Genomic DNA, 23,130 nt, shown 5'->3' on the forward strand with positions numbered 1-23,130 from the left:
AGCCGCTTAGTTGCGGGCAACAGGCACACAGCCTGTTTTCATCGCGTTCAGTGCGGCGCAGAACCGTTTGCTGTCTTCGGTGTTCTCAAACCCGATCGCACGCAGACGGTAGAACGGCTTGCCGCCAGATGTGGCCTCAGCCACAACCCGCTTCTTACCCTCCATGAAATCCGCAAATTTGGTCGAAAGACGATCCCATTCCATCACCGCACTGTCGCGTTTGGGAAAGGCCCCAAGCTGCACCATCGGGGTGTCCGCGCTGACATCAGCGGGCGAGACTTCTTCCGTCGCACCGATTGCGGCAAAGATATCTCCCGCAACACCGTCAAGGCTCGGAGAAGCATCCGTCTTTATCGTTGTATTCGTCTGAGCCGCAGCCAAACGCACGGGGCGCGGCTTCGGCATAGGAGAAACGACAATCTCTGGGCCAAGGTCCGCCTCGGGCTCAAGCTCAACCGACGCGGAAACAGGCTCCACAGCGTCAAGCTCAAGTGGATCAACATCGACTGCGATTTGGGTTAACCCCTCATCGGCAGGAACGGCATAGGCGTTGGTCTCGGGCGTATAGGACACCAGTGTCGCCTCAGGTTCGATTTCGCCCATCGGCTGATCCTCATCCGTAAGCGCAATCGGCTTTGGCGCGAGGATCAGGCTATCGGCAGGAGCGGCAGCGGAGCCATCAGCAGTGACAGAGTTCACCGCGAGACCTTGGTGCATGGCCAACTGTCCACCGGGATCTTCAGGTACAGAGCGGGCACTCTCAGACATGGCGCGGATCACAGGAACCCCTGACACATCACGCACCATCTGTTTGTAGCCCCAAACACCAAGCGTTAAAACCAGTGCAAAGGAAATCGCAGCCCCCGCCCATTGCGCAGCGCCAAGGCGCGGCATGGCCGCCGTGGCGCTGCCATCGTCATACTCGGCATCGGGCGCAGCAAAACCATGTGGCGCTCCATACTGCGACTGTCCATGACCTTGGGCGTAGAGTTGTTCATGGTAGGACGGTTGCTGCGCGGCGTAGGACTGCGCAGCATGGGGGGCGGACTGTTGCCCAGAGTGCACAGTTGAGCCGCCCTGATGCGCGACATGTGGCGCAGCGGCATAGCCCTGCGGTGCGGTCTGGGGAGACCAGCCCCCGGCCTGTGGTTGCGCATAGCCCTGATGCGGCTGCGCAGAAGGCGCGCCCGTTTGAGGGGCATTCACGCCGTGATGAGATCTGAAATCCTGCGTCATATTCGCCTCTTTGCCTCATGGAATCGACGTTGCGACCCCTCCCGCCTTGTTTGTTATCAGCGGGTTATAAACTGCTCTTGATGTGATGCGTGAGGCTGATCTCCGTCAGCCGCCACACGAGGATGCACATCCACCCTTAGTCACCTTTTGCCGCGAGACGCGCGTTTAACGCATCTCTTCGGCAGGTGTTACACCGAGAATACCAAGACCCGCCGAAATAACAACGGCCACGGCACGTGGTAGGGCAATTTTTGCCGCTGAGGCCGCAGCATCGTCTTGCAAGAACCGCAAGCTCTCGTCGTCATTGCCCCTATTCCACAGCGCATGGAAATCAGACGCCAACTCATAGAGGTAGAAGGCAATGCGGTGCGGCTCGTGGCTTTTCGCGGCGATATCGACCTGACGCGGCCAGTCGGCGAGCTTCTTGGCCACAGCCAGTTCGGCGGGATCAGTCAGGCTGGGCGTGCCGGTCAGCGTCACCCCCTGCTCTTCTGCCTTCCGCAGCACAGAGCGGACCCGCGCATGGGCGTATTGCACATAGAACACAGGGTTGTCTTTAGACTGCTCCAGAACCTTGTCGAAATCGAAATCAAGCGGCGCGTCATTTTTGCGCGTCAGCATCACAAAACGGGTCACATCCGCGCCCACCTGCTCGACGACATCGCGCAGGGTCACAAAGGTGCCCGAGCGTTTGGACATTTTGAGCGGCTCGCCGTTTTTGAACAGCTTCACAAGCTGCACAAGTTTGATATCACAGGCCACTTTGCCCTCGGAGAGCGCGGAAACTGCCGCCTTCATCCGCTTGACATAGCCGCCGTGATCGGCCCCGAAAATGTCGATAATCTCGTCGTAGCCGCGTTTGACCTTGTCGTAGTGATAGGCAATGTCGGGCGCGAAATAGGTCCATGCCCCATCCGATTTCTGGATCGGACGGTCCACATCATCACCATGCGCGGTGGAGCGGAACAGCGTTTGTTCGCGGGGTTCCCAATCTTCGGGCATCTGGCCCTTTGGCGGCTCAAGCGTGCCGCGATAGATCAGGCCTTTCTCCTTCAACTCGCCAATAGCGGACTCGATGAGGCCCGTATCGTAGAGCGATTTTTCGGAAAAGAAATGATCCATCTCGACGCCGAGTGCCTTCAGATCGCCGCGGATCATGTCCATCATCGCCTCGGTGGCAAAGAGACGGATGTCCGCGAGCCAGTCCTCTTCGGGTTTACCCACAAGGCTGTCGCCGTATTTCTCTTTGAGAGCTTCCCCCACGGGAACGAGGTAGTCACCGGGGTATGTGCCCTCGGGGAATTCGACCTCTTTGCCCCACGCCTCAAGGTAGCGCAGATAGGCGGAACGGGCGAGCACATCGACCTGTGCGCCGCCGTCATTGATGTAGTATTCGCGCGTCACATCGTAACCCGCGTAATCCAACAGCGCCGCCAAAGCATCCCCGAACACCGCGCCACGGGTATGGCCGACGTGCATCGGGCCTGTGGGGTTGGCGGAGACAAACTCGACATTGACCTTCTTGCCTGCGCCCCGATCCGAGGTGCCATAGGCGGGTTCATTCAAAATGCCCTCAATCAGGCCAGTCCACAGGCTGGGTGCCAGACGCAAGTTGATGAACCCCGGCCCTGCAACATCGACCGTTTCAATACGCGGATCAGCGCCCAGTTTTGCGGCCAGAGCCTCGGCAATCGCACGCGGGTTCGACTTGGCAGGTTTCGCCAGAACCATCGCCGCATTGGTGGCCATATCGCCGTGCAACGGATCGCGTGGCGGCTCGACGGCCACGTTGGCAAAATCAAGACCTTCAGGAAGAACGCCCTCGGATACCAAGGCATCAAGGCTGCTTGTCACCAGAGCGCGAATATCGGCGAATAGGTTCATGTCTTTTGATCTCTCTTTTGCGTCTGCGGGCGGTTTAACATGATGGGCGCAATCGTCAACGGTATAGGGCAAACACGCGCCGATTTGCCCGCCCTTGCGCCAATTGGATTTTCCCGCGCTTTAGGGCAATTTGCCCTGCGGCTTGGGCATGTCCGATTTTTGATCGGCCATCGCCTTGGCCTCACTCTCGCTACGCGGCGGAACCAAAGCCACAAGGCGCACGCCATCGGCCATCTTGGCCCGCGCGGCGTTGCGGCGCGCATCGGACAAACGGCGTTTAAGGGCAGCACGCGCACTGTCGCGCTGCTCCTCGGGTAGATCCTCGATACGGGCCTCGGCGCGATTTGGAAACAGAACTTCGGTCTCACCTGTTGTGACGCGCTTGAACTCACCATCGTTCGAGATGTAGCCCAACAAATGCGCCCCCTCGCGGCCTTCTTTCCAATCCTCAAATGTAAACTCATCGGTCAGACCCGTGATAGAAATCCGCCACCCGTCCATGTGCAGGTCTTCCAATTCACGGTAGGTTTTGCCCGCCCCGAATGGCCGCCCCCCAAGTTGTGTCGGCAGAGCATGACGGGCTTGTTCCCCGCGATGACGCGCAATTTGCCATGTCTGATCGCGCCCAAATTCGGGCGCAAGATCCGTGGCCACAAGCGTGTTATAGGCGTCGTTTTCCGTGGCCGCCACGACCGTTTGATAGCTCAGGACTTCAAGCGAATGCTCGGCGGCCTCCGACAAGACATCGCCATAAAACACAGGGATGCCCGAAGCGCGGGGACGCACTAAGCGGGAATGGTTCGGGTCCACGATCAACACAGGCACCTCGACCTTTTTGAGCGCCTCGGCCAAGGCCGTGGTAAAGCGCGATCCACCGACAAACAGCACCCCCGGAGTGCCGCTTTGCGCCAAGCCAAGAAACCGCGCGAAGGGCGCGAGGGTAAAGCCGTGCAAGACCACAGTCGCCATCACGAGAATAAAGGCGAGCGGACCGATCACAGCCCCGTCTGCGACCCCTGCGGCGGCCAATCGCTCGCCAAAGAGACCCGCAACGGCGACCAGAACCACACCGCGCGGCCCCGTAAAGGCGATCAGCAGCTTTTCCTTGGTCGGTAGTCCCGAAAACATCAACGCGATCAGAACGGTCAACGGACGCGCGACCAAAATCACCAACGCCACGAACAGACCCGCCCGCCATGTCAGGCCGCTCAAAGAGGCGAAATCAAGCGACGCTGCAAGCAGGATAAACACCCCAGACACCAAAAGGATCGTCGCGTGTTCTTTAAACCGGCGCAGTTCGACAAAGGACGGCAGATCGGCATTGGCAATCACCAACCCCATAACCGTCACGGCCAATAGCCCGCTTTCGTGCAACAACATATCGGGAAGCGCAAAGGCCGCGAGCATGGTCACGAACAGCACGGGCACCTTCATAAATTCAGGCACCCACGCCCGACGAAACGCCCGAGAAATCCCGATGCCGGCAGCAAGTCCCACAAGCAAGGCCACAACAATCCCCACGCCCAAGACGGAAATCGCGCTACCAAGGCTTTCGGCTTCACGCCCCACAAGGACAAATTCAAACGCCAAGACCGCCGCCAAGGCCCCGACGGGGTCGTTAACAATAGCCTCCCAATTCAACAGGTTGGCGGGTCGACGTGACAGCTTTGCGGTGCGCAGCAAGGGCGCAATCACCGTTGGCCCCGTCACCACCAGAATGCCGCCAAACACGGTCGAGGCTTCCCATCCAAGACCCGCACCGAAGTGCAGCGCGCAAGACGACAGGAACCACCCCAAAGGTGCGCCGATGAACACAAGCCGCATGACGCCCTTCTTGGCATCTCCGAGCTTGTGCAGGTCAAGCGTCAATCCGCCCTCGAACAGGATCACCGCAACCGCCATTGAAATAAGCGGCTGCACCATATCGCCAATGTCTCGCGCGGGATCGAATAAACCCAACACGGGACCGACCAACAGGCCGACGGCAAGCATCACCACAATGGCAGGTAAGCGCAATCGCCACGCCACCCATTGTGCGCCCACACCGAGAACCCCGACGAGGGCAAAGGCTTCGACGGGAGCCAAGCCTGTAACGCTTTCTACTGCCATATTGGTATCATCCTTCGTGCGGCTGATCAGCCTGGTTTATAGTCGCGGTTGGCTTCGGGGTCGGTGGTCTCATAGGGAAGTTCTGCCAATTCATCCCACAGCGCCTCAGGAATATCTGCCTCAGCCCATTCGAGAGTTTGGGTGACACGTTCAGGCTTGGTCACGCCGAGCAAAGTGGTCGTCACCCGCGGATCACGCATGGAAAATTGCAAGGCCACAGCACCCATTGCCACGTTGTGACGCGCGCAGAGGTCTTCGATCCGGCGCACAGGGGCGAGTGTTTCCTCATTGGCTTCTTGATAGGTGACGCGTGGCATCACGTCGGCGCCTTTGGCCAACACCCCACCCGCAAAGGGCGCAGCGTTGATGACAGCGATACCCGTCTGGGCGGCATAGTCGAACATCGCGGAGGCAGACCGGTTCAAAAGTGTGTAGCGATTATGGGAGATCAGCGCATCAAAGGGGCGCGATTTGAGCATCGGCTCCATGATATCAAGCCGCCCCATAGCCAATCCAACGGCCTTAGCCCGCCCCGTCTCTTTCATCGCAAAGAGCGCATCAAGCGCGCCCTCGACTTCATCCAGATCCCGCGCGTGCTCAGGGTCGTGCAAGAACAGCAGCGGGATTTGAGGCAATCCAAGCCGCGTGCAACTTTCCTCCAAAGAGGCCCATGCGCGGTCGGCGTCAAAGCGTCCCGTTTCGGGATCGCGATCCAATTTGGTCGACAGCGTCATCCCCTCAGGCAGACCCTCGGCCTTGATCACCGCGCCCACTCGCGCTTCCGAGCGCCCCGCACCGTAGTTGTTGGAGGTGTCGATCAAACGCGCAGGCCCGTCAAAAATCGCCCGCACCGTAGCGGCAGCACGATCCTCATCCACGGAGTAGCCATAGGTATCAGGCATATCGCCCAAACCAGAGGTGCCAAATCCCAAGGGAGTCAATGCCACCCCTGTTGTTCCAATCTTGCGCAGTGTCATATCGTCTCCCTCCTCATTGCCTATGGTGCCCAACGCTTAGATATCGCGCGGCGTTCCGCATAGGCGTTCGTATTCCTGAATCGCGAAACGGTCGGTCATCCCCGCGACGTAATCAAGCACAATCCGCGCCAACTCGACGTCACTCGACGCCAATTCGACCTCATGGTTCCATTCATCGGGCAGTAACTCGGGCTTTTCCATGAACAACGGAAAGAGTGTATTCACCATCGCCGTCACGCGCTTGCGTTCTTCCACCACAGAAGGAGCGCGATACATGCGTTTGAACAAAAAGGATTTTATCGCTTTGAGATTTTGAAAGAACGGCTTGGAAAAGCGAATGATCGTCCGATCCATATCGCGGATATCCTGCGCCGTTTCGGGCATCTCGCTATCGAGGCGGTTGGTGGCAATGGCGATCACGTCCTCGACCATATAGCCGAACACGCGACGCAGGGCCTCATGGTCGCGACGGCTACGCTCCAATTCGGGGTACAGCGCATCGACCTCGGCATAGGCGCGATCCGTGAGCGGCAGCTCCATCAGATCCTCAGCGGCAAACAGCCCTGCCCGCAACCCGTCATGCAGGTCATGGTGATTGTAGGCGACGTCATCGGCAATCGCGGCCACCTGTGCCTCGGCACTGGCAAAGGTGTGCAATTCGAGATCAAACTGATCGTTGACCTCTTTGAGCGCGTAAGACAAGTCCGAGCCTTCGGGATGGCGCTTGGGGTCAGCATAGGGGCCGATAATTGGCCCGTTATGTTTCGCGATCCCCTCAAGGCTCTCCCACGTCAGGTTCAACCCGTCGAAATCGGCGTAGTGACGCTCCAGTTTGGTGACAATGCGCAAGGCCTGTGCGTTGTGATCAAACCCGCCATAGGGCGCCATCAAGGCCTCAAGCGCATCCTCGCCCGTGTGCCCGAACGGCGAATGGCCCAAATCGTGGGCCAAGGCAATCGCTTCGGCCAAGCCCTCATTGAGGCCCAGAGCGCCCGCAATGGTGCGCGCCACCTGCGCCACTTCAATCGAATGGGTCAGGCGGGTGCGGTAATAATCGCCCTCATGTTCCACAAACACTTGGGTTTTATGTTTGAGCCTGCGAAAGGCGGACGAATGGATAATGCGGTCGCGGTCGCGTTGAAACGGCGAGCGAAAGGTCGACAGTTTTTCTTCGTACAGACGCCCACGCGTCTCGAACGGTTGGCTCGCATAGGATTTCAACATCTGCGCAATTCCCCTTTGAGACGCCGCCGTTGTGGCGGTCATCACAGTCCTGTTTGGCCACCTTGTCGGCAGTCCTTTCCGCTACTATATTGGATGCAACACCGCGCGACAAACAGATGCCGCGCAAAACAACGCTTAAATCACCGAACTTCAACGAAAAAGAGACGTTTCATGGCCCTTACGCTCCCGCCCACCGTCACGCCCCGCGCCTTTGCCCGCATCGCCGAGATCAACGCGGCCTCAGGTGAGGCCAAAGCGTTGCGCGTCGCGGTTGAGGGCGGCGGCTGTTCGGGGTTTCAATACGACATCACCCTCGACGAGCCTGCAAACGATGATGTACGCCTTGAGGGCGACGGGGCGGTGGTTGTTGTCGATCCCGTGTCCCTGCCCTTTTTGGAAAACGCGGTGATTGATTTCAGCGAAGAACTTATCGGCGCGCGTTTCGTGATCGACAACCCCAATGCAACCGCCTCTTGCGGCTGTGGCACTTCGTTTTCGATGTAGACAGCACCCCCTTGTTTTCGGGGTGCATTCGCGGCAGTAACAGGTGATGAGCAACGCCCCTGATCCCCATTACGACACCATCATTCTCGGCGCAGGCGCTGCGGGGCTGTTTTGCGCGAAATTCGCCACCGAGACAGGTGCCAAGGTCTTGGTCGTCGATCACGCTAAACGCGCAGCCGAAAAGGTGCGCATATCTGGCGGCGGGCGGTGTAACTTCACCAACATGTACGCAGGGCCCGACAATTTCATAAGCGCGAACAGGCACTTCGCCAAATCCGCACTGGCCCGCTACACCCAATGGGATTTTGTCGATCTGGCCGTCAGTCACGGGATCACCTACCACGAAAAGACCCTCGGGCAGTTGTTTTGCGATGGCAAATCCCAAGCCATCATCGACATGCTTTTGGCCGAGGCCCGCGGCGCAGATATTGCCCTTGGCACGAGCGTCGACGCTGTGGCCCATGACGGCATCCAGTTTCGCCTGACCCTCTCAGGACGCAAGGTGACAGCCCACAACCTAGTGGTCGCCACGGGCGGAAAATCCATTCCGAAAATGGGCGCGACGGGCCTTGGCTATCAGATCGCCGAACAGTTTGGCGTGGCTGTCACAGACACCCGCCCTGCCCTTGTCCCGCTGACCTTTGCGCCCCAAGAGCTTGAGTGGATCGCGCCGCTCTCTGGCACCGCGCTCGACGCCCGTGTGGCGACCAATGGCACCGCCTTTGACGAGGCACTGTTGTTCACGCATCGCGGCCTCTCAGGCCCGTCCATCTTGCAAGTCTCCTCCTATTGGCGCGAGGGCGATCCGATCACGGTGAACCTATCGCCCACCCGCGACATTTTCGGCGCACTCAAGGCCGCGCGATCTGAAAACGGTCGCCGCCAGATGCACACAGCTCTCGGCACAATCTTTCCCACCAAACTGGCCAACACATTGGCCGAACGCTTGGGCCTGTCTGGCAATCTCGCGGATCAATCCGACAAGGCGCTCCACGCCATCGCCGACGCGCTCCACGCAATGGAGTTGCGCCCCGTGGGGTCCGAAGGCTACCGCACGGCGGAAGTCACCCTTGGCGGTGTCGACACCGATGCGCTGTCCTCCAGCACGATGGAGGCCAAAGCGGTCAAAGGGCTCTATTTCATCGGCGAAGTCGTCGATGTCACAGGCTGGCTTGGCGGCTATAATTTCCAATGGGCTTGGTCATCTGCCGCCGCATGTGGTCGCGCCATTGCAGCGTCCCGTTAAGCCCCCTACAAAGGGGAAAACGTCTAGGAGTGCATCATGAAAGTCGCCAGTTTCAACATCAACGGGATCAAAGCCCGCATTGACGCACTCACCGATTGGTTGCGCGAGGCCGAACCTGATGTGGTGGTCCTCCAAGAGATCAAATCCGTCGACGAAAACTTCCCGCGCGAACACTTTGAGGACATGGGCTATATCGTTGAAACCCATGGGCAAAAGTCATTCAACGGCGTTGCGATCCTGTCCAAACTGCCCCTGGAAGATGTCACACGTGGCTTGCCAAATGGCGAGGGTATGGGACGCGACAGCGCGGACGACATCGAAGCGCGATATATCGAGGCCACGGTGATGGGCGCACGGGATTCCCTACGCATCTGCGGGCTATATCTACCCAACGGCAACCCCGTCGATCTCAATGCCGATGGGACACCGGTTGAGGGCTCGAAGTATGATTTCAAACTGAAGTGGTTCGCCCGCCTACACGCCCGCGCCGCCGAGCTGATGGCGCTTGAACAGCCCTTCTTACTGGCGGGTGATTTCAACCTTATCCCGCAGGCCGAGGACGCCAAACGGCCCGACGCATGGCGCGACGATGCCCTGTTTCGTCCTGAGAGCCGCGCCGCGTTCCGCCGCCTTATGAACCTTGGCTTTACCGATGCGTTGCGTGTAACAACTTCCGCGCCCGAGACCTACACGTTCTGGGATTACCAAGCGGGTGCTTACAACAAAAACGACGGCATTCGTATCGACCACTTTTTGCTCTCGCCGCAAGCCGCCGATTGCCTGACCGACTGTCAGATCGACAAGGCAACACGCGGCAAGGAAAAACCCTCCGATCACGTCCCGATCTGGGTCGATCTCGACATCTAAAGACCTTTCAAAGCCCACAAATTAAAAATTCAGTGACTTACCACTTCTTCTTCTCGTCCGCACGCCCTTTTCCGAGGTGTTTACGCAAGCGTGATGGCACCGATTTTGTCCTGTTCTTGAACGGGTTCTTGTCCGCTTGGCTGCGGAAGAACAGACGGATCGGCGTGCCTGGCATGTCGAAATCGGTGCGCAGACCGTTGACGAGGTAGCGCTTGTACGAGGCGTTCAATTCATCGGGGTGGCTGCACATCACCACGAACTGTGGCGGGCGGGCTTTTACCTGCGTCATGTAGCGCAGCTTGATACGGCGACCACCTGGTGCGGGAGGCGGGTGCGCCTCGGTCATGGCCGTTAGCCATGTGTTGAGCTTGGCTGTTGGAACACGACGGTTCCACACTTGGTGCGCATGAAGGATCGCCTCTTGCAACTTGTCGAGGTTTTTACCCGTTTTGGCCGAAACCGTCACCAACTGCGCACCGCGCAACTGCGGCAGAAGGCGCGAGAACTCTTCGCGCAACTCTTTGGCTTTATTTGATTTATCGGTCTCTTCGTCCCATTTATTGACCGCAATCACCACGGCGCGGCCTTCGCGTTCTGCCAGATCAGCGATCCGCAGGTCCTGCTGCTCAAACGGGATGGAGACGTCCAGAAGCACGACCACCACTTCGGCGAATTTCACCGCCCGCAGACCATCGGCCACAGACAGCTTTTCGAGCTTTTCCTGCACCTTGGCCTTTTTGCGCATCCCCGCAGTATCGAAAACGCGAACGGGTGTGTCGTTCCAATTCATCGTGACGGAAATACTGTCACGGGTGATGCCCGCTTCAGGCCCCGTCAATAGGCGTTCTTCGCCCAATAGCTTGTTAATCAACGTGGATTTACCCGCGTTTGGACGCCCCACCACACAGATTTGCAGCGGTTTATCGGAGGTAAAGTCACGCGACACGCCGTCTTCTTCGCCCAGTTCCTGCTCTTCTTCGGTCAGGACAACATCAACCTCGGGAGACTCGGCGGCAGAGCGTTCTTCAAAACCGTCGGCAAGCGGGCGCAGCATATCATACAACTCGCCCATGCCTTCGCCGTGTTCGGCGGACAAGCGCATAGGTTCGCCAAGACCGAGCGAATAGGCTTCAAGAAAGCCGCTCTCGCCCGCATGACCCTCGGCCTTGTTGGCGGCCAAAATCACGTGCTTGGCGCGTTTGCGCAGAATATCGGCAAAAACCTCATCGGCGGGCAGGATACCTGCACGCGCGTCGATCATGAACAGGCACACATCGGCCATATCCACGGCGCGTTCGGTCAGCTTGCGCATCCGCCCTTGAAGGCTCTCGTCCGTTGCCTCCTCAAGACCCGCCGTATCGATCACGGTAAAGCGCAGGTCGATCAGCTTGGCCTCACCTTCGCGCAGGTCACGCGTCACGCCGGGTTGGTCATCGACCAAGGCAAGACGACGCCCTACAAGGCGGTTAAAAAGGGTCGATTTGCCCACATTGGGGCGTCCGACGATGGCGAGTGAAAAACTCATGGGATAACTCCCGTTAAATCCAGCGGCCACACATATGTGCAGCGTTCAAGCGGCTGCGATACACCGAGACGCAGGGGGCCGTAAAGCCCTATCGCGTCTCAGCACCATTGCACGCGGCGTCGAGCCCCGTTTCGTCCCCCAAAGTGGATCGCACGAGACGGTTAACGGATCGCGGCCAATTCGCCGTTATCAAGCAGCAGATACATCACGCCACCCACAACAATCGGATCGGAGGCAGCACCGCTTGGCAAGGCCAGTTGCGACACCAAGGCTCCGCTTTCAGGGGAGAAGCCACGCAACATGCCGTCAGACGAGGCAACCCACAGACGTCCACCTGCGGCAATCGGCCCATAGTGAGCAAAGACGCCTTTGCGTTTGCGTTCTTTCTCAACGGTATAGAGCGGCAGTTGCACACCCCAGACCCGCTCCCCCGTAGAAGCATTCAGCCGGACAATCTCGTTGCGGTCGGTGACGATGAACACCGCGCCACCAATGACAGTGGCAGGGCTATAGGCCCCTTCGGTCGCAGTCCAAAGACGCTCGCCGCTTTCGACGTCAAACGCACCGAACCGACCCGCTTGGTTGCCGACATAGACGGTGCTGCCAACGACAACGGGATCGGCGGTGATGTCGGAGACATTGGCGTAGACAAAGCCCTTACGCTGACCTGCGAGGCTTGCAGACCACATGCGCATCCCGCCCTTGCGGAAGGAGCCGAACAAATCGCCCGTAGCGAAGGGGACAATGGCCAGTCTGTCGGTAATGGCGGGAGACGCAGCGCCAACGCGCGAAGTCACGGCCTCGGGGCCTGCCATTTCCCATTTCACACGTCCGTTTGCGGTCTCAACCGCCCACGCACGGCTGTCCGCGCCGACCACATAGGCCAGACCATCATAGACGGTGAGGCCTGCGGCCCCTGCTGCATCAATCCGTTGACGCCATTTGATGCCGCCCGACACCAGATCCAGAGCGATCAATTCGCCGTAGCCCGTGGTGGCAAATAGGGTTGAGCCGTCAATGGCAAGCGTGCCGCCCGTAGCATCGCCCGCCTTCTCGCCCGCAGGGGTCAGATCCCGCGTCCATACGGGCGCGCCGCTGCTTGCGGAAACCGCTGTCAGTTTAGCCTTCGCATCAAGAGTGACCACAAGACCTTGGGCTGCGACAGGATCGGTGGTCAGACGGTATTTGCGCGAATTGCCGTCGCCAATCGGCGTGGTCCATGCCACGGCGGGTGTCGCAGAGGTAAAGGCGTTATGGCCTGCATTATGCAAACGGTCGCCGCTTGTATGGGTCCATGCGGAGCGCGACACTTGTTTCCCGAGAGAGATTTTAGCCGATGCATTGGTGACAGAGCCCGCAAGGGACACAGGTTCACCGCTGCGTGGATCAAGGCGTTCACCCGTCAAAATGACTTCGCGCCCTGCCCCACATGCCGATAATGTCACCGCCAACCCAAACAATCCGGCTTTGACAGCGCGTTTACCCAATACGGTCATGCGAGCACTCCCCTCGTCTTTCTCGTTGTCTGCGGCGAGGCCGTCGCCCCTGCACGCATTCGGACCAAAATCCGGCCCAAAGAATTCAATCGGCCTCAGCCGTCGGTGTCAGCGGTAAGATCACCGCCCAGAGCCACAATCATCTGAACCGCACGACGGCGCAAGGCCTGACTTGCTTCACCATCTTCGGCAATTGCGCGCAACCCTTCGATTGCGGCATCCACCTGACCGGATTCGATTTGAGCCACGGCGATCTGTTCCTCGGCCAAGAGACGGTAAGGCGCACCAGGAGAGGCAATTGTCGCCAATCTGGAAATCCGCTCCTCGGGGTCCATCTTGGACGCGCCAAGCATCGCGGTCTTGAGCACAGCAAGATCACGGTAAACAGGCGCTAGCGTCGCATCCGCTACATAAGGTGCCAGTGTTGCGACAGCTCCATCAATATTCCCAACATCGTACAACTCGCCCGCACGGATCATATCGGACAAAATTCGCGGCTGACCTGTGAGATCAAGCGCGCCAAGAGCATCGGCACGGGCCTGAGCATCATCAACCGCCAAAGCAGCCGAGATTGCATCACCTGCGGCCTCGGCTTGGGTGCGGGCTTTCGACTTGGCGTATTCATTATAGGACGCGCCCCCGACAAGGGCGATCACGGCCACAACGGCGATCCATCCGTATTTACGGAAAATTGCAAAGAGTTTGTCGCGTTGGACCTCTTCGGTCACCTCTTCGATGAAGCTATCAGTATCGCTCAAAGCCGCCCCGCTACGTTATCTATTTACCTTGGCCAAACTCTTACCCCGAACAACGCAGGAATGCCAAGGGGGGACACGCATTCGCATTTCACGGATTAAAAGCGATTTACGGCGCCCGGCTCCATGATCTGCCCCACAAAGACAGTCAGGGCGCCCGACATGAAGCCAGACTGTGCATCCAAGGCCGTGCGCCACGCCCCGAGACGTGGCCCGCACGGTCAGCCTGAACAGAATAGTTTACTTTTGTCCGAAAATCCGTCAAAACACGGCCAACACGCGTGCACGAAATGACACGTGGCACACACCATCCGCACCTTGAATTCTAACTGCCGTCGCTAACCTTCGCAGCACGCATTTTTTGCAATTGCGCCTAAAAAGGTTAAACCAACGCCGCATCTCGGACGTAGTTCACATATAATTTGGCAAAAACCTTGCGATTCCTTCAAAGCAACCCCACCTTGGCCCCAATGTTAATCTCATTAACTAAACATGACGCGACCCAACCCCACCACGTTGGCCCAGATAGCCGCCGATCCATCTGACGCCCTTTGACCAGAGACAAGTAAAGAGACATTTATGCGCATCGCTTCCATTTTCATCGCCATCATCGTGACGACGGTCCTCTATTTCTTTGTGTTCCAACGCGATACGCTTGTGTCGTTCTCCGGTCGCACCCCCGCCGTTGAGACCCTCACCGATACGGAACAGGCAGAGCAAAGCGCAACGGCCAATGCGCCCCCCGCCGAACGCAGCGCCGTTGACAAAGCCGCGATGCAGGTGGTGGCAGCACATTCTGTTGCCAAAGAACTCGACAGCGCGGTGATCCTGCGCGGAGAAACACAAGCCGCCCGCTCGGTGAGCGTCTCCGCCGAAACCTCGGGCCGCGTCGTCTCCGCTCCGCTGCGCAAAGGCTCCTATGTCGAAGAAGGGCAAATCATGTGCCAACTCGACCTTGGCACCCGCGAGTCGACATTGGCACAGGCCAAAGCCGCCGTGGCCGAAGCCGAAGTGGGCCTGAACAACACCCTGAAACTGGCGGAAGGCGGCTACGCCTCCGAGACCGATGTGCTTCGCGCCGAAGCCGCTCTTGAAGCCGCCCGCGCCATGATTGCCCAAACCGAACAAGACATCGCCAACCTGACCATCGAAGCGCCCTTCGCGGGGCTGTTGGAAAGCGATACGGCGGAACTGGGCACATTGATGCAGGCAGGATCACTCTGCGCCACCATCATTCAGCTCGACCCGATGAAGCTCGTGGCCTACGCGCCAGAGGCCGAAGTGGATCGCATCGAAGTCGGCACCTTGGCCGCTGCACGTCTTTTGACGGGCGAAGAAATTACAGGCCGCGTCACGTTCCTGTCGCGCTCCGCCGATCCGACCACGCGGACATTCCGCGTCGAAGTCGAAGTTCCAAACACCGACTTTTCCATCCGCGACGGGCAAACCGTTGAAATGGCAATCCGCTCGGAAGGAAAATCGGCGCACCTCATCAAACAGTCCTCTTTGACCCTTAACGACGAGGGACTGCTCGGCGTTCGGATAGTGGACGCTGACAACATGGTGGCCTTTATGCCCGTCCAAGTGATCCGCGACAATGTGGACGGCGTTTGGGTGTCAGGTCTGCCCGAAGAAGTCGACATTATCACCGTCGGTCAGGAATACGTCCGTTCGGGTGTCACCGTTGCCCCCCAGTTTGAGGAGATCAACTGATGACGGGAATCGTTGATTGGGCCGGTGAACGCGCCCGAATGATCCTTGCCTTTATCGCGCTCACCTTGATCGCGGGCGCGGCGGCTTACATCGGCCTGCCCAAAGAGGGCGAACCGGACATCGAGATTCCGGCCTTGTTCATCTCTGTCCCCTTCCCCGGCATTTCTGCCGAGGATGCCGAGCGGTTGATCGTCGAGCCGATGGAAACCGAAATGGCCGACCTCGACGGTTTGGACAAAATGTCAGGCACCGCCGCCGAAGGCTATGGCGGTCTGGCGATGGAGTTCGAATTCGGCTGGGACAAGACAAAGGTGATCGCGGATGTGCGCGACCGCATGGGACGTGTCGAGGCACAATTCCCCGCAGGAGCCGACAGCTATTCAATCAACGAGATCAACTTCTCCGAGTTTCCGATCCTGATTGTGAACCTGACAGGCCCCGTGCCCGAACGGACCCTCGTGCGTTACGCCAAAAAGATGCAGGACCGTCTCGAAGGACTTGAACCGATCCTTGAGGCCAAACTCACGGGGCAACGCGACGAAATGGTGGAAGTCACCATCGACCCGCTACGCCTTGAGGCCTACAACGTCACAGCGCAGGAATTGATCGCCGTTGTCGCCAATAACAACCAACTTGTTGCCGCAGGCGAGGTGCAAACCGCGCAGGGTAACTTTGCCATCAAGATCCCCGCCAGTTTCAACGATCAACGCGATGTCATGGAGTTGCCCGTCAAGGTCAACGGAGACCGTGTGATCACCCTTGGCGATCTGGCCGAAATCCGACTGACCTTTGAGGACCGCGAAGGGACCGCCCGCTTTAACGGCGAAACCACCGTGGCGCTACAAGTGGTCAAGCGCAAAGGCTTCCCGATCATCGACACGGTTGATCTGATCAAAGCCGAAGTGGCCGCCGAAGTTGACACATGGCCAGAAGAGTTGCGCCAAGTGATCGAGGTGGGCACCTCCAACGACCAATCACGTCAAGTGGCCTCAATGGTGAGCCAACTTGAGGGGGCGGTGATGACCGCGATTGCCCTCGTGATGATCGTGGTTCTGGCCTCGCTCGGTATCCGCTCCGCCCTGCTTGTGGGCTTTGCCATTCCGACGTCTTTCCTGCTGTGTTTTATCCTGCTCGGCATTATGGACATCACCATTTCCAACATCGTGATGTTCGGCCTGATCCTCGCCGTGGGGATGTTGGTGGACGGGGCCATTGTGGTGGTGGAATACGCCGACCGTAAAATAGACGAAGGCGAAGGCCCGATGGCTGCTTTTGTTGAGGCCGCCAAACGCATGTTCTGGCCGATTGTGTCCTCGACCGCGACTACGCTCTGCGCCTTCCTGCCGATGCTGTTCTGGCCCGGCGTTGCGGGGCAGTTCATGGGCATGTTGCCCGTCACCATCATCTTCGTGCTTTGCGCCTCCCTCATCGTGGCGCTGATCTACCTGCCCGTTATGGGTGGCGTCTCGGGACGGATCGCACGGGTGTTCGACCGCTTGTCTGCCGGTCTGCGGCGAACAACGCCCTACTGGCTGCGGTTCCTCTTGGTGATCCCTGCGGCCTATCTCGTATTCATCTCGCTGATGCAATCCTTGAACACGGGCTACCTGTTCAACAACACCGCCCCCGATGCGGCTTGGGCCGCCTATCTTGGCCCTGTGATGTTCCTGATCGGATCATCGCTCTTCGGGATCACCCTGTCTGCTGCGCGCATTGAACGAACAAAAAAGAAAGTCGACAGCGGCTATAAACGCAGCCCCTTCGGGTGGTTCACATGGGCCATTGCGGGCAATCCGGTTATGCCCGTCGTCACCATCCTTGTGGTCGGGGCAGCCGTGGCGAGTGTCTTTGGCTACTACGGCAAAAACAACTCGGGGATGGAGTTCTTCTCCGACTCCGAACCCGAGCAGGCCATCGTCTACGTCAGAGCGCGCGGCAACCTGTCACTGGCGGAAAAAGACGCGCTTGTATCCAAGGCCGAGCAAATCGTTCTGAGCCAACGCGGTGTCGACAACGCCTTTGCCTTTGCTGGCGAAGGAGGCTTGAATTCCAACACGGGCGGCGGTTCGGGACCATCGGACACCATCGGGCAAATTCAGGTTGAATTGATCCCGTGGGAAGACCGTCCAAATGAGTCCATCCCGAGCAAGTTGCTTGGATTTATCCCGTGGGAAAACACCCATGTCGCTCCCGATTACGATGGCGATGTGGTGATTGCCGAATTGCAGGAACGGCTCAACACGATTCCCGGCATTTTCACCGAAATTCAAAACCTTGGCATGGGGCCTGCCTCCGCCAAACCCGTCCACCTGCGTCTCAAGGGCGACGATTGGGAAAGTCTGAACGCAGCCACCGAAATTGTCCGTGCGAAGTATGAGACAATGGCGGGTTTGACAGATATCGAAGACACCCGTCCCCTCCCAGGCATTGACTGGCAGATCGACGTGGACGTGCAGAAAGCGGGCCGTTTTGGCGCCGATGTTGCCACCGTAGGCGGCATGGTCCAACTGATCACCCGTGGTATCCTGCTTGATACCATGCGCGTTGACAGTTCCGACGAAGAGATCGAAATCCGCGTACGGTTCCCTGAAGAATACCGTGTGCTGTCGACCCTCGACACGCTCAAAGTCCGCACCCAAGACGGGCTGGTTCCGCTTGCGAACTTCATCACCCGCGAACCTGTGCAAAAACTGGCACAGATCGACCGCGCTGACCAACAACGTTACTACGACGTGAAAGCGGCTGTGGCCTCCGACCTCAAGACCGAAGACGGGATTGCCATCACTCCGACCGAACGGATCGCCACGTTGACCGAATGGCTCACGACCGAAGCCGATCTGCCCTCTGATATCCAATGGGAATGGACGGGCGACGACGAGGAGCAACGCGAAACCGGAGAGTTCCTCGGCAAAGCCTTCGGTGCGGCTCTCGCATTGATGTTCATCATTCTGCTCGCGCAGTTCAACAGCTTCTACAACTCCGTTCTGGTGTTGCTCGCGGTGGTCATGTCCACCGCAGGTGTGCTGATCGGACTGCTTGTGCGCGACATGGCCTTCGGCATGATCATGACGGGAACGGGCATCGTGGCGCTCGCGGGGATCGTGGTGAACAACAACATTGTTCTGATCGACACCTACCAAGAGTACGCGCGTTATATGCCCAAGATCGAGGCGATCATTCGCACCGCCGAAGACCGCATCCGGCCAGTGCTTTTGACCACCATCACCACGATGGCGGGTCTGGCACCGATGATGTTCGCGCTCTCGCTCGACTTCATCAACGGCGGCTATTCGGTCAACTCGCCCACCGCCGAGTTCTGGACCAACCTTGCCACCGCTGTTGTGTTTGGTCTTGGTATTGCGACAATCCTGACGCTGATTTTCACCCCTGCCATGCTCGCCCTGCGGGTCTGGGCGCGGGTGATTGCACATCGCGTCGTTATGATCGCGGCCAACCTTCTGGGCGCCCGTTCGCGCACCGCAACCGACTACCGTTTGCACCGCGAAGCCAGACGCACACTCAACCCCGAGTTTGTCTGGACCACGGGCGAGAATGCATGGGGCAGCCCCGACTACACGCCTGAAATGCCCACAGAGCCACAGGTCGAGATGCCCAGTGAAGAGATCAAGACCACCTCAACAGCAGAGCTGCGCAAGCGGGCCAAAGCCAAAGAGACTGCAACCAAAGTCAAAAAGGTGAAAACCGACAAGACCCGCAAAGGCAAGGCGGACAAAGGCGACGACACGCCACCGTCCGATATCAAAGCCGCTGAATAGACAGCTGTTAGGCTACGACAAAATCACAAACGCCCCTGAATTTCGGGGGCGTTTTCGTCAGATAACTTCGGGCGCTTTACATTTCGCGCAACGGGAGCGCCTCACGGACCAAGGCAAAATCAGCCCCCTCTTTGTGCCCGCGCTCCGACAAAATCCGTTTCCACCGTCGTGCGCCGGGTTGGCCCGAAAACAGTCCCAACATGTGCCGCGTCACCTGCGCAAGTTTACCACCCGCCGCGATGTGCCGCCCGATGTGGTCCTCCATCGCTAGAGCCACCTCCTCACGCGACAGCGGAGGACGCGGATCACCAAACACCTCCGCGTCGGCATTGCCAAGAATATCATAGGGCGTGTGATAGGCCGCACGCCCCACCATCACCCCGTCCATATGGGCCAGTTCCTCTTTCACCTGCGCCATTGTGGCAATGCCGCCATTGATTGACAGGTGCATATCGGGAAACCGAACTTTCATCGCGTGGACAAGGTCGTAATCCAAAGACGGGACATCACGGTTTTGTTTGGGCGACAGCCCCTCAAGCCATGCCTTTCGCGCGTGGATTTGCATCCGTGTAATCCCTGCGTCGCGCATGGTCGCTATAAAATCGGGCAAGACCGCATGAGCGTCTTGATCATCGACACCGATGCGGCATTTCACGGTCACAGGCACGTCCCCTGCCGCCTCTTGCATCGCGGTCACACAGGCCGCAACCAGATCGGGGGATTTCATCAAAACCGCGCCAAAGGCTCCGGATTGCACACGGTCAGAGGGACACCCGACGTTGAGGTTCACCTCGTCATAGCCCTCATCCACACACATCGCCGTCGCTGTCGCCAACTCAGCGAGATCAGACCCGCCAAGTTGCACCGCAACAGGATGCTCGGCAGCATGAAACGCAATCAAATGCCGCGCGCCCCCGCGCACCAAAGCAGGCGCAGTAACCATCTCGGTATAAAGCAACGCATGACGCGACATCACACGATGAAACACCCGACAATTGCGGTCGGTCCAATCCATCATGGGGGCAACGCTTAATCGCGACGCAGTTTGTGCGTTAATTTTCAATGCGTTAACTCCGTATGCTTCTGATCGGCGCGCCGAAATTCAGAGAATTCCCTCAGATATTCAAAAGCGTTCGATTCTGGTGCGCTACCATGTAGCACAAGTTCGCCACAGGAACAGCGATCAGATTTCCCCCAATGCGCAGCCCAATTCCCCGCCCCAAGCGCACAAAAACAAACGCTTCAAAAAGCTTGCTATTCCGCCCGCTCGCAAACTCCGCTAGGCTTTTGAGATGCAAGCTGAATTGACACAGATATTTATCTTACTTGGCCTCGTATTTGCCCTGCTCGTCTGGGGCCGCATTCGCTATGACCTTGTCGCCTTCGGCGCGTTGATTGTCGCCGCCACGCTTGGCCTTGTGCCGACCGAGGACGTCTTTTCAGGCTTTGGACACTCGGCGGTGGCTATCATCGCTCTTGTCTTGATTGTCAGCCGTGGGCTGTCTTCATCGGGTGCTGTGGAGCTGATCGCCTCACGTCTCATCGACCCCGACCGCCCTCTTCCGCTGCACATCGCCGTTGTGGCCGCCTTGGCCGCAGGGCTATCCGCGATTATCAATAACGTTGCCGCATTGGCACTCTTGATGCCGCTTGATCTGGAAGCCGCGAAAAAGGCCAAACGCGCAGCGGGACAAACGCTAATGCCGCTCTCTTTCGCGACTATTCTCGGCGGGATGATCACATTGATCGGAACACCGCCCAATATCGTGATCTCGGAATACCGTCAGGGCGTCTTAGGCGAACCCTTCGGCATGTTCGACTTTGCGCCCGTGGGCCTTGCCGTTGCGGTGGCGGGGATCGCCTTCGTCTCGCTCGTCGGGTGGCGACTTCTACCTACCCGAACCTCGTTGCAGGACACCGAGAAAGAAGTCAGCAAAGGCCGCTACATCGCCGAACTGCGGATCGGGGAGCACATCGCGCAAGAGGATATGACCGTCTCGGACCTGTCCCCCAAGGCGAACGAGGCAGACGTTCACATTCTGGGCCTGATCCGTCTGGGCAAACGGATGCGCGGTTTGGCGCGTCGCGAAATACTGCGCGCGGGGGATTTTCTGGTTGTCGAAGGCGACCCCAAATCCATCGAGACCTTTATGGGACAAGCAGGGCTTGAATTCGCTGGGTCCGAAAAACACGAAGGAGGCGTTGTCGCCCCGGGCCTCACCCTATCCGAGGCCATCGTGCCCGAGGGGGCGCGGATCGTGGGACGGACCGCCCGCAGTCTGCGTCTGTTGCAAAAACACTCAGTGACGCTTTTGGGCGTTGCCCGCGAGGGACGGAGTTTCAGGGATCGCGTGCGGCTCCTGCCCATCCGCGCAGGCGACGTTCTCTTGCTGCTTGGCACACCGGAACGGGTTGCCGCCGCGACGGAATGGCTTGGCGGGCTGTCGCTTGAAGGACGACAGACCGAAGTGGTGCAACGCAGCAAAGCGGGCCTGTCCATCGGGGTATTCCTGCTCGCCGTCGCTCTGGCTGTTTTCGGGCTGTTGCCCCTCTCGGTCGCCCTTGGCGGGGCCGTCATTGCTTATGTCGCACTCGACCTCGTCAGCGCCCGCGAGGTCTATACCTCGGTGGAGTGGAAGGTCATTGTCCTTCTGGCCAGTTTGATTCCATTGGCGGAAGCCTTTGAGCATTTCGGCGGGGCCGACCTGATCGCGCGCGAGATTGTGAGCCTGAGTGCAGGTTATCCGACATGGGTGTCTTTGGTGGCACTGATGGTCGTGACCATGACGCTGTCGGACTTTCTCAACAATGTCGCGACGACATTGATCGCCGCGCCGATTTCCATGTCGATTGCCGCCGCCACCGACACCAATCCCGATACGTATCTGATGACAGTGGCAGTCGCCGCGTCCTGTGCCTTCCTCACGCCAATCGGGCACAAGAACAACACGCTTATCTTGGGACCGGGTGGCTATCGGTTTGGCGATTACTGGCGCATGGGGCTGCCACTGGAAATTCTCGTGATCTGCGTCGCCGTGCCCAGCATTCTCTTTGTCTGGCCGCTGTAAGCCTTTCACACCAAACGTCAGCGCCCCTGCCCTTTGTGGCTGCGTGAAATCAAGGCCACGGATAAACGCCAATCACGGGGCCATGTAGCGCGACAAGCCCCACATAGACCACGGCTCCAATCGCCAACCGACCGATCACGGCCCGTCGCGCTTGCGGCGCGGGCCGCCATGTCGCCGCGCGGGTCTTTGCCAAGAGCGCCTCATAGGCCTCATCGCCCATCTGGCGGCGCTTGCGTCGGTTGATGAGCGCCATGCCCAAAAGAGCAAACCCTGCAAATGTGCCAAACAGGATCACATGCGCCAGATCGCCATTCGGAACCATGTGGGCCACGGCCCAGAGCGCGAGCCCCACAAGCAAGGGATGACGCAGGAAACGCACCACCTCAGGATGGCTCGGATCAAACCGCTCATTATGCGCCCCGCCAAAGGAAAACGGATTGGGCCGGCCGATGGTGAGCGCCAAAAGCATCACAACATCAAACATCACGAACAGGGTCAGCACAGGCCCCCAAAACGGCGCATTCCACAGCACCACGAACGGTGCCCGCCCCGCCGCGACGATCAGCCAGACAAGGATCAAGGTGGACAGAATGGAATAGCCAAACGTGAACCCACGCGCCCCGATCCGCGCCACAATCCGTCCTTTGACGGGCGGGCGCACAGGGATTGCGTGGCTCAAAAAGAACACCACAAAGGCGCTGATAAACTCACCCCATCCTGACATCGTTGTGGCTCCTTCGTGGTCGATCT

General features: G+C 58.7%; 16 protein-coding genes. 6 read left to right on the top strand and 10 right to left on the bottom strand.

All coding sequences use genetic code 11. The features are described 5' to 3' along the window. Positions 1-6: 6 nt before the first annotated feature. From ACN0TS_RS00885 to ACN0TS_RS00905, 5 genes are all read right to left on the bottom strand, one after another. Positions 7-1,236 (bottom strand): SPOR domain-containing protein, encoded by a 1,230-nt coding sequence (locus tag ACN0TS_RS00885; protein ID WP_417257430.1) that lies wholly within the window; start codon positions 1,234-1,236, stop codon positions 7-9. 165 nt (positions 1,237-1,401) lie between these two features. After that, on the bottom strand, positions 1,402-3,120 hold the full coding sequence (gene argS / locus ACN0TS_RS00890) for an arginine--tRNA ligase (protein ID WP_417257431.1): 1,719 nt from the start codon (positions 3,118-3,120) through the stop codon (positions 1,402-1,404). Between the two features lie 120 nt (positions 3,121-3,240). Beyond that, complete coding sequence (locus ACN0TS_RS00895) at positions 3,241-5,229, bottom strand: cation:proton antiporter (RefSeq protein ID WP_417257432.1); 1,989 nt, start codon at positions 5,227-5,229, stop codon at positions 3,241-3,243. 26 nt (positions 5,230-5,255) lie between these two features. Continuing rightward, positions 5,256-6,206: an aldo/keto reductase gene (locus ACN0TS_RS00900; RefSeq protein ID WP_417257433.1), complete on the bottom strand. Its 951-nt coding sequence runs from the start codon at positions 6,204-6,206 to the stop codon at positions 5,256-5,258. Positions 6,207-6,242: 36 nt separating this feature from the next. Further along, positions 6,243-7,430 (bottom strand): deoxyguanosinetriphosphate triphosphohydrolase, encoded by a 1,188-nt coding sequence (locus tag ACN0TS_RS00905; protein ID WP_417258160.1) that lies wholly within the window; start codon positions 7,428-7,430, stop codon positions 6,243-6,245. A 171-nt stretch (positions 7,431-7,601) separates the two neighbouring features. On the opposite strand from ACN0TS_RS00905, the gene ACN0TS_RS00910 reads away from it, so the two are divergent. The 3 genes from ACN0TS_RS00910 to xth are packed head-to-tail and all read left to right on the top strand — an operon-like array spanning position 7,602 to position 10,047. Continuing rightward, the gene (locus ACN0TS_RS00910) at positions 7,602-7,934 is read left to right on the top strand and encodes a HesB/IscA family protein (protein WP_417257434.1); all 333 of its coding nucleotides are present in this window, start codon (positions 7,602-7,604) and stop codon (positions 7,932-7,934) included. Positions 7,935-7,980: 46 nt separating this feature from the next. Then, the gene (locus tag ACN0TS_RS00915; RefSeq protein ID WP_417257435.1) at positions 7,981-9,180 is read left to right on the top strand and encodes an NAD(P)/FAD-dependent oxidoreductase; all 1,200 of its coding nucleotides are present in this window, start codon (positions 7,981-7,983) and stop codon (positions 9,178-9,180) included. Between the two features lie 36 nt (positions 9,181-9,216). Further along, positions 9,217-10,047, top strand: a complete 831-nt coding sequence (gene xth / locus ACN0TS_RS00920) for an exodeoxyribonuclease III (protein ID WP_417257436.1) — start codon at positions 9,217-9,219, stop codon at positions 10,045-10,047. A gap of 37 nt (positions 10,048-10,084) precedes the next feature. Here the strand turns inward: xth and der are convergent, their stop codons facing one another. The 3 genes from der to ACN0TS_RS00935 all read right to left on the bottom strand — a co-directional run bounded on the left by der (position 10,085) and on the right by ACN0TS_RS00935 (position 13,826). Further along, positions 10,085-11,572, bottom strand: a complete 1,488-nt coding sequence (der, locus tag ACN0TS_RS00925; RefSeq protein WP_417257437.1) for a ribosome biogenesis GTPase Der — start codon at positions 11,570-11,572, stop codon at positions 10,085-10,087. Between the two features lie 161 nt (positions 11,573-11,733). Continuing rightward, a complete protein-coding gene (locus tag ACN0TS_RS00930) occupies positions 11,734-13,068 on the bottom strand; it encodes a PQQ-binding-like beta-propeller repeat protein (RefSeq protein ID WP_417257438.1) in 1,335 nt (444 codons plus the stop codon). Between the two features lie 95 nt (positions 13,069-13,163). Next, positions 13,164-13,826 (bottom strand): hypothetical protein, encoded by a 663-nt coding sequence (locus tag ACN0TS_RS00935; protein WP_417257439.1) that lies wholly within the window; start codon positions 13,824-13,826, stop codon positions 13,164-13,166. A 576-nt stretch (positions 13,827-14,402) separates the two neighbouring features. Between ACN0TS_RS00935 and ACN0TS_RS00940 the strand changes: the two genes are divergently transcribed. Both ACN0TS_RS00940 and ACN0TS_RS00945 read left to right on the top strand, forming a co-directional pair. Next, positions 14,403-15,536, top strand: a complete 1,134-nt coding sequence (locus ACN0TS_RS00940) for an efflux RND transporter periplasmic adaptor subunit (RefSeq protein ID WP_417257440.1) — start codon at positions 14,403-14,405, stop codon at positions 15,534-15,536. Then, positions 15,536-19,312 (top strand): efflux RND transporter permease subunit, encoded by a 3,777-nt coding sequence (locus ACN0TS_RS00945; RefSeq protein ID WP_417257441.1) that lies wholly within the window; start codon positions 15,536-15,538, stop codon positions 19,310-19,312. Before ACN0TS_RS00940 ends, ACN0TS_RS00945 begins: the two co-directional genes overlap by 1 nt. Positions 19,313-19,388: 76 nt before the next feature. On the opposite strand, the gene dusA is transcribed toward ACN0TS_RS00945, so the two are convergent. Continuing rightward, on the bottom strand, positions 19,389-20,375 hold the full coding sequence (gene dusA / locus ACN0TS_RS00950; protein ID WP_417257442.1) for a tRNA dihydrouridine(20/20a) synthase DusA: 987 nt from the start codon (positions 20,373-20,375) through the stop codon (positions 19,389-19,391). A gap of 229 nt (positions 20,376-20,604) precedes the next feature. On the opposite strand from dusA, the gene ACN0TS_RS00955 reads away from it, so the two are divergent. Then, positions 20,605-22,380 carry an SLC13 family permease gene (locus ACN0TS_RS00955; protein WP_417257443.1) on the top strand — a complete coding sequence of 592 codons (1,776 nt, stop codon included), beginning with the start codon at positions 20,605-20,607 and terminating at the stop codon, positions 22,378-22,380. Positions 22,381-22,429: 49 nt separating this feature from the next. On the opposite strand, the gene ACN0TS_RS00960 is transcribed toward ACN0TS_RS00955, so the two are convergent. Further along, complete coding sequence (locus ACN0TS_RS00960; RefSeq protein WP_417257444.1) at positions 22,430-23,104, bottom strand: NnrU family protein; 675 nt, start codon at positions 23,102-23,104, stop codon at positions 22,430-22,432. Positions 23,105-23,130: the final 26 nt, after the last annotated feature.

This window comes from Celeribacter sp., assembly GCF_048266405.1.
Lineage (GTDB): Bacteria > Pseudomonadota > Alphaproteobacteria > Rhodobacterales > Rhodobacteraceae > Celeribacter.